Annotated in this window: 6 protein-coding genes and 1 pseudogene; 2 read left to right on the forward strand and 5 right to left on the reverse strand. The window is 69.0% G+C overall.

Translation table 11 applies throughout. The annotated features are described in order from the left end of the window. Both AX685_RS11960 and AX685_RS11965 read right to left on the reverse strand, forming a co-directional pair. Positions 1 to 615: pseudogene (locus AX685_RS11960) on the reverse strand (methyl-accepting chemotaxis protein); the annotation flags it as partial. A 235-nt stretch (positions 616 to 850) separates the two neighbouring features. After that, on the reverse strand, positions 851 to 2,539 hold the full coding sequence (locus tag AX685_RS11965; protein ID WP_082740852.1) for a DUF4153 domain-containing protein: 1,689 nt from the start codon (positions 2,537 to 2,539) through the stop codon (positions 851 to 853). Positions 2,540 to 2,836: 297 nt separating this feature from the next. On the opposite strand from AX685_RS11965, the gene AX685_RS11970 reads away from it, so the two are divergent. Next, a complete protein-coding gene (locus AX685_RS11970; RefSeq protein WP_066488967.1) occupies positions 2,837 to 4,630 on the forward strand; it encodes an ABC transporter ATP-binding protein in 1,794 nt (597 codons plus the stop codon). A gap of 67 nt (positions 4,631 to 4,697) precedes the next feature. Continuing rightward, a complete protein-coding gene (gene phhA / locus AX685_RS11975) occupies positions 4,698 to 5,561 on the forward strand; it encodes a phenylalanine 4-monooxygenase (RefSeq protein WP_066488970.1) in 864 nt (287 codons plus the stop codon). A gap of 16 nt (positions 5,562 to 5,577) precedes the next feature. On the opposite strand, the gene AX685_RS11980 is transcribed toward phhA, so the two are convergent. The 3 genes from AX685_RS11980 to AX685_RS22595 all read right to left on the reverse strand — a co-directional run. Continuing rightward, positions 5,578 to 6,222 (reverse strand): hypothetical protein, encoded by a 645-nt coding sequence (locus AX685_RS11980; protein ID WP_331710168.1) that lies wholly within the window; start codon positions 6,220 to 6,222, stop codon positions 5,578 to 5,580. Beyond that, positions 6,219 to 7,262: a sterol desaturase family protein gene (locus tag AX685_RS11985; protein ID WP_231738829.1), complete on the reverse strand. Its 1,044-nt coding sequence runs from the start codon at positions 7,260 to 7,262 to the stop codon at positions 6,219 to 6,221. Before AX685_RS11985 ends, AX685_RS11980 begins: the two co-directional genes overlap by 4 nt. A 196-nt stretch (positions 7,263 to 7,458) precedes the next feature. Then, the coding region (locus AX685_RS22595) for a hypothetical protein (protein WP_066488975.1) at positions 7,459 to 8,275 on the reverse strand (817 nt) is incomplete at its 5' end.

Consider the following 8,275-nt stretch of genomic DNA (forward strand, 5'->3'; position numbering starts at 1 on the left):
GGCCTGCTGCTCGGTGCGCTGCGACAGGTCGTCCGATGCCTGGCGGATGTCGGCGGCGCCCCCGTTGATCCCGTGGCTCGCTTCGGCCACCGCGCTCATCGCGCGGCTCACCGCGTCCATCGCGCGGTTATAGTCGGTCCGCAGCTTTTCGTAATCGGCCGGGAATGCCATGTCGATGCGATAGGTCAGATCGTTCTCGGCCACCCGGCCCAGCCCGTTGCCCAGCGCGCCCACGACCACCTTCTGCGCTTCGGCGGCGGCATTGACCGACTCCGCATTGCGGCGGAACACGTCCATCGCCTTCGTCATGCGACCGACGCAGTCGGTGAAATCGGTGAAGTCGATCGGCGTGCTCAGATCGCCCGCTGCCAGCCCCTCCATGCGCACCACCGTGCCGACATACGGATCGCAGATCAGCTTCTTTGATCCGAACGCGAGGACGACGGTCGTGACGAACGCCAGCGCGGCGATGGTCACTGCGGTGCTGGCGCCGATCACGCCCGCGCCGAGCAGCGCGGTGGCCGCCATCATGCTCGCCCCCAAAAAGGTGTAAAGGCAGAACAAGACATCGAACTTGCGCCGGATCGGCGCCTTTGCCTTGAACCAGTAGAGCATTGTACCTCTCCGACGCCACATGGCGCATGTTTGACCCGCGCTAACGCGACGGCTCATTTATGTGCGCAAACGATAAACAAGGGTTAAGTTTGAGCCCGCACGGCCCGGAAATCCGGGCGTTATCGTGCCAGGATCACGCATTTTTGATCCATGCTGGAGAAGGCTTTAATCCGATCGTATCGGATATGGTTGCGATCGCGTTCAATGGCCCCGGCCGACCCGGGGGGTAAGAGCCCTATGGCAGCGGATCGCCGACCGGCTGTCCACCGATGAACAACTGGCGCCGCTCCACCGTGCGCACCTCCGCCTCGCCACGTTCCAGCGCGGCGCGCCGCTGTGCGTCGATCACGAAACGTGGCGCAGGAACCGCGCGCCAGCGGGTGCCGTCGTCGCGCCATGTCGCGATATGCGCATCGTTGACGATCACTACCTCGCGCGGATCGGGCTGAAGCAGGACGACGCAATGGTCGAACGGGCCGCATGCCTCGATATCGCTCAGCCGGTCGTACAGACGCGGGGGCAGCGCCGCGCCGCGCGGCAGGACGGTCAGCCGGTCCTTTGGCGGGGTGGTCAGATGGTCCGGGTCGTAGCGGGTCGTCCGCGCCAGCGTGCGCGTGGCGGTGGTGCGGATCTCCGCGGTCATGCCGCGCATCGCCAGCCGGCGCAGCGCCGCGACGCCGGGGGCGCCGTAGTCGAACCGCATCGCGGTCCAGTCGAATGCCGCCGCCGCCACGCGCCCGCTCTCCAGCCGCGCCAGCTGGTCGTGCGCCGACAGCCGGTCGAACGCCGCCAGCGGCGTCGCCAGGAACAACGCGCCTGCTGCGATCGCCAGTGCCAGCCGCAGGTTCGCGACGCGCAGGTCGCCGGCCAGCCGCTGTCGCCGCCGCACCAGCGCAACGGCATAGGCCAGGCCATAGGCGCAGGCGATCGCGGTGAACACCAGCGCCCATAGCCGGTCCGGGGTCAGCCCGTGCTGCGCGATCCGCGCGCCGGTGGATATCGCGGCCACCACCGCCAGCGGCAGGATCGCGCCGCTCAGCGTCATCACCGCGATGCGCGGCACCGGCGCGCGCGGGTCATCCTCGGGCGTGTCGCCGATCGTCGCGTTGATCAGGATCAGCGCCCCCGCGACGCAGCACAGCAGGATCGGCGTCGTCGCGCTGGTCGCCTGCCACAGCGGCGCCAGCCCGGTGAACGGCAGCGCCGCCAGGAACAGCAGCAATCCCGTCGCCAGCACCGGCGCCAGCACCGACAGGATCGTGGTGACGACGCGCTGCATCGCGGCCAGCATCGCCGCCCGCTCGCGCAGCAGCCCGATCGCGGCGCCCAGCGCGACGCCCGACAGCGGCCAGCCGAACCAGCCGTGGCGCAACAGCCGCTCGATGACGCGAAGCCCGATCAGCGCGAACAATTGCGCCAGCAGAAACGCCAGCAGCCACGCGATCGCCAGGAACGCGACCGCGCCGATCGACAGGATCAGGTCGGTCCACGCATGGCGGTGGATCGCCGCATAGGGCAGCCGCCCCGTATCGGCGCCCACGCGCGCGCCGCGCCATCCCTGGTACAGCGGCACCGCGATTCCGCCGGCCAGTACCGCGCAGACGATCCGCCAGATATCGGGCGAGCTGCCGGACGTCAGCGGCAGGTTCCACCACGTCACCAGCGCGACGACCGCGCCGGTCGCCGCGGCGAACATCAGGTCCCGTGCCGGGCGCGGGCGCTCGATCACGATCGCCGCAGCGACGCCGGCGACCACGAGGAACGTCGCCAGCGCATACAGCGCGTCGCGCGCCGCGCCGGCACTGCCCGCATGGTCGGTCAGCGCGTGGGCGGCGCTGCCGATGACGGCCCCCGCCGCCGCCAGCCCCCACGCCCGCGCCGGCCATTCCTCCGCCGCCGCGTCCTGCGTCCGCGCCTGTTCCATCTCGCCGCCGTCCCGCCGTGCCTGTCGCGGCATGTCCTATCATGCGCGCCGCGATCGTCCACGCGCGAAGCGCCCGGCAGGGCGGCTCTGGCGCGATCGGGCGCGGGCTGCTATCGGGGGGCGTTCAGCGATTCAGACGGGGGGCGAGCATGTTCGATCATATCACGCGTATCGCCGACCTGCGCCTGGGCGGCCTGCGCCGCCACTGACGCGGGCGGGGCGCCATGCGCGCCCGTCGCCCTGATCCTCTACCGCTGACACGAAGGCGCGCGCCCACCGGCGCTGCGACATGCTCCGATGACCGACGACGACGACGACAACGATCTGTTTCCGCGCGCCTCCGTGCTGCGCCGGGTGCTGGCCTTCACCTTCCGCCTGTGGCGGCGGCGGCCCGCGCTGGCGGCGGCGTGCGTCGGCGCGATGCTGCTGTCGACGCTGACCGAGGTGTTCGGGCCGCCCTATGCCGGCGCCTTGATCGATGCGGTCGGGCGCGGCGATCCGGCGGCGGCGTGGCATGCCTTTGCGATGATCGCGGGGTTCAGCGGTGCGATGGTGGTGTTCCGCCACCTTGGCTGGTGGGCGATCACCCCGTTCACGCTGGGGATGATGCGCGACGTCACGCAGGAGGCGTTCGCGCGCGTCCAGCGGCTGTCGAGCGACTGGCACAGCAATGCCTTCTCCGGCTCGACCGTGCGGCGGATCACCCGCGGCATGTGGGCGCTCGATCTGCTCAACGACGTGCTGCTCCTGTCGCTGCTGCCGTCGCTGACGGTGCTGGCGGGGACGGTCGTGCTGCTGGCGCTGCACTGGCCGCTGCTGGGCGCGGTGATGGGGGTGGGGGCGGTCGCCTATATCGTGCTGACGGTCGGGCTGGCGACGCGCGTGCTGGCGCCGATCGCGCGGCTGTCGAACCAGTGGGACACGCGCATCGGCGGCGTGCTGGCCGATGCGGTTGGCACGAATGCGGTGGTCAAGGCGTTCGGCGGCGAGACGGCGGAGGAAGCGCGGCTGGCGCGCGTGCTCGCGAAATGGCGGCGGCGCACGCTGCGCACCTGGATGGCGTTCACTTGGGCGGGATCGGGGCAGCTGGTGCTGCTGTGGCTGATCCGGCTGGCGGTGACGGGAACCGCGCTATGGCTGTGGGGGCAGGGCCGCGCGAGTGCGGGCGACATGGCCTATGTCGTCACGAGCTATCTCGTGCTCAACGGCTATCTGCGCGACATCGGCCAGTATGTGCATCAGCTCCAGCGGTCGGTGAACGAGATGGAGGAACTGGTCGCGCTGCATGACGAGCCGCTGGGCGTCGCCGATCGCGCCGGTGCGCAGCCGATCCGCGTGACGCGGGGCGCGATCCGCTTCGCCGACGTGACGTTCCGCTACGCCGGACAGGACCGGCCGCTGTACGAGCATCTGTCGGTCGACATTCCGGCCGGGCAGCGCGTCGGGCTGGTCGGCCCGTCGGGATCGGGCAAGACCAGCTTCGTCAAGCTGATCCAGCGCCTGTACGATGTCGATGCCGGAACGATCACCATCGACGGACAGGATGTGGCGCGCGCGACGCAGCGGTCGCTACGGCAACAGGTGGCGATCGTGCCGCAGGAACCGGTGTTGTTCCACCGCACGCTGGCGGAGAACATCGGCTACGGTCGCCCCGGCGCCACCGCGGCACAGGTCGAGGAGGCGGCGCGGCTGGCCAATGCGCATGACTTCATCATGCGGCTGCCGCGCGGCTATCGCACCCTGGTGGGCGAACGCGGGGTCAAGCTGTCGGGCGGCGAGCGTCAGCGCGTCGCGATCGCGCGCGCCTTCCTGGCGGATGCGCCGATCCTGATCCTGGACGAGGCGACCTCCAGCCTCGATTCGGAAAGCGAGGCGGCGATCCAGCAGGCGATGGAGCGGCTGATGATCGGGCGTACCGCGATCGTCATCGCACACCGTCTGTCGACCGTCCGCGCGCTCGACCGGATCCTGGTGTTCGCGAACGGCCGGATCGTGGAGGACGGCACGCACGACGCGCTGCTGACGCTCGGCGGCGGCCATTACCGGCGGCTGTTCGAACATCAGGCGGGCACGGCGGCGGAGATCGCCTGACGCGCGTGGGTGCCGCCGCGGCGAGATTGCGCATGATTTCGCGCGCGAACGGCGGCAAAAGGGGCGGATGGCCGATACCACGCTCATCCGCCCCGCCGGCACCGCCGACGATTGGACCATCCCCCAGGGCTGGGACCGCTACACGCCCGAGGAACATGCCACCTGGGACACGCTGTTCGCGCGTCAGCTGCGGCAGCTGCCCGGGCGCGTCGCGCCGGAATTCCTCGAAGGGCTGGACGTGCTGCGGCTGTCGCGCCCCGGCATCCCCGATTTCGCCGAGCTGTCCGACCGGCTGATGGCGGCGACCGGGTGGCAGGTGGTGGCGGTGCCCGGGCTGGTCCCCGACGACGTGTTCTTCGATCACCTCGCCAACCGGCGCTTCGTCGCCGGCAACTTCATCCGCCGCCCCAACGAACTCGACTATCTTCAGGAACCGGACGTCTTTCACGACGTGTTCGGGCACGTGCCGCTGCTCGCCAACCCGGTGTTCGCCGATTACATGCAGGCCTATGGCCGCGGTGGGCAGCGCGCCGCGGCGATGGGTGCGATCGACCGGCTGGCGCGGCTCTACTGGTATACCGTCGAATTCGGGCTGGTGCGCACCGACGACGGGCTGAAGCTGTATGGCGCGGGGATCGTGTCGTCCCACGCCGAATCGATCTTCGCGCTCGACGATCCGTCGCCGCACCGGCTGGGCTTTGACCTGAAGCGGCTGCTGCGCACCCGATACCGGATCGACGATTTCCAGCAGAACTACTTCGTGATCGACAGTTTTGAGGATCTGCTCGACGTCACGCTCAACACCGATTTCAGCCCGGTATATGAACAACTGGCCGGTCTGCCCGACATCGAGGTGGATACGATCCTGCCCGAGGACCGCATCTACACCCGCGGTACGCAGGCCTATGCGCGGGGGAAGGCGGCGCTCTAGGCGATCCGCCGGCCCGTCATTCCCCCGCCAGCCGGCGCCCCAGCGTCCGGCGGATCGCGCGCTGTTCCAGAATGCGGCCGACCAGATAGAGGAACGCGAAGATCCCCGCGAAGACATAGGCGGACGTGGCGGAGGCCTTCTTGCCCTCCGGCTTCTTGTCCTTCTTCGGCGGTTCGGGGGCGGGGGCGCCCAGCATCTTGTCGATGGGGTTCAGCGTCCGCACGACCGGGGGCTTTTCGGGCTTCTTCGGCGCGGCCTGTTCCTTGGCTGCCTCATATTTGCCGATCAGGATCGTCGCCTGCCCGAACGCCACGAACAGCAACGGCGCCAGGAAGCAGAACAGCAGCATCCGGCTGACCATGTGGTAATGCAGCGCGCGCCCCGCGCCGTCGTCGCGGATCTGCAACTCGCCATGGTCGAACACGGCCATCTTGTCCTGCGCGGCGGGGTCCTTCTTGGTGAAGCGCAGCGTGTCGTCTGCGCATTCGTGGCTGGTGCCGGTTTCGCGGAACAGCGGCGCAAGACGGGTGAACGCTTCCTCGCGCGACTGGTCGGGGGGCAGCGGCACGCTGCCGCGGATGTGCCAGATCGATTCGAAGAAGCGGCGGTTCATCACACCCCTTGCGGTCGGGCCGGGCACGGTCAGGCTGGCCGCGTTCATTCCGCCGGCACCGCGTCGGCGACCGATGCCGTGCCGGGGCGGCGCGACAGCTTCTCCCTCATCGTCTTCCACGCTTCGGTGAAGGGATAGGTCATCTGTTCGCGGATCGACATGCGGCGCCCGCCTTCCATGCCCAGCAGCTCCGCCTCACCGTCGACGCAGGTGCCGAAGATACGGTCGATGAAGATGAAGGTGTTGGCGTAGTTGCTGCGGCTGCCCTCGAAATCCTGCGAATGGTGGACGCTGTGATGTTCGGTGGTGTTGAACAGGAAACGCCACCAGCCCGGCGTGTTGAAGCGCACGTTGATGTGCTGATACGTGCTGACCGACATGCCGATCGCCCCGGCCAGCAACGCGGCGCGCGGCAGGAAATCGAACATCCCGCCGATGCCCAGCCCGATCAGGAACAGCTCGGTCGGGTTGCCCACCGCGCCCTTGTTGATGTTCAGCTGGGTGATGTAATGGTGGACCGAGTGGGACAGCCACAGCGGGTACCAATTGTGCATCCCGCGGTGCATCCAATATTGCCCGAAATCGAAGATGAGCATGATCAGGAATGCCTGCACCAGCAGCGGCAGGCTGGTGAAGAACGCCAGCTTTTCCATCGCGAAATTGTCGCGGATCGCGGACAGGATCGCGTCGCTGCCGATCTGGCTTTCGACCATCCTGAGCGCGGTATAGCCCAGCCCGACGTAGAACAGGTCGGTGGTCAGTTCCTTCCACGTCAGCTTCCAGCTTTCGTGGCGCGGGGTCAGCCATTCCAGGAACAGCAGGAACGCCTTGAACGCGATGCCGATGCCGATCGCGGTCGATGCCTTGGCGATCGAATTGGGCGCGTAATACCAGAAGGCGACCAGCGCGAAGAGCACCGCCGGCTGGAACCAGGTGAAGAACAGCACCTTGGCGCGCGAACCCTCGACGCGGGGGACGTTCTCCCACCCGACCGTCACGGGGGATTGCGCCCCGATGATCCGCTTGCCGACCCGTGTTCCCTGTCCGGTCGGCTGTCCGATAGCCTGGCCATTAGCCTGCATAGTCATGCCCCTCGTGATCTTACCGCGGGTGATCCGGGTCGCGGCCCCGTGCCGGCCGGGGCGGACAGGCCCCGCCGGACGGTCGCACCCGCCCCCGCACGTGATTTCACCGTGCTGTCGCGGTGCAGCATCCTGACAACGCCATCATCGCGCCAGACGTGTTCGAAATATGGAAGGCATAGATGCCACCTATGTCCGCGCATCATCGCGCCACCGTGGCGTGGCGCAGCACATGGCCCGCCTCGCGCGCCAGCCATTCGCGGGCGGCGGGCGTGCAGGAGGTCGAGGTGCCGAACGCCATGTCGGGGACGTGGCAGTCGATCGCGAAATGCAGCCGATAGCCCGGCCAGCGCGGCGATCCGTGCAGCATGACGCCGCCGTCCGCGCGCTCGATCGCCCCGTCCCACAGCGGCATGCCGCGCCGCGCCGGGCAGGTGCTGTGCACGATCGTCGCGTCATGCGTCGCTATCGACACCTCATATCGTTCCACCGCGGCGGGCGCTGCGCGGTCCAGCGCGCCCGCGGCGCGCACCGCCGCCTCGTCCTCCGGCGGGCGCGACAGCGCGATCGCGGCATGGTCGCCCGCGACGATCAATGCGCCGTCCATGTCCAGCCGCGCGCCGCTGCGCATGTCGATCGCCGCGGCCAGCCGCAGCCCCAGCAGGGGGCCGCGCGTCGCCTGCTGGCGCCAGTCCTCGACATAGGCGCCCGATGGCGCGACCTCGATCACCGCATTGCCGATCGCGATCAGTCGCGCCGGTTCGGGCCATTGGTCGTGCAGCTGGTAGCTGGTGCGGATGTCCCATGACATCTGCCCGGTGCCCGCGTCCCAGCGCGTGTCGCCGATCCAGCCCTGCCGGTCGATGGCCGGAGTGGCGGTGCCGTCGGGCAGGCGGATGTCGATCGTGAAGCGGCGGGACTGGAACCAGTAGACGACCGTCGTCTCGTCGGTGACGCCGCTGCACAGGGTGATGCTGCGCCGCCGGAACGCCCCCAGCAGATGCGGCGGGAAGGCGGGC

This window comes from Sphingomonas sp. CCH9-F2, from assembly GCF_001556735.1.
GTDB lineage: Bacteria > Pseudomonadota > Alphaproteobacteria > Sphingomonadales > Sphingomonadaceae > Sphingomonas > Sphingomonas ginsenosidimutans.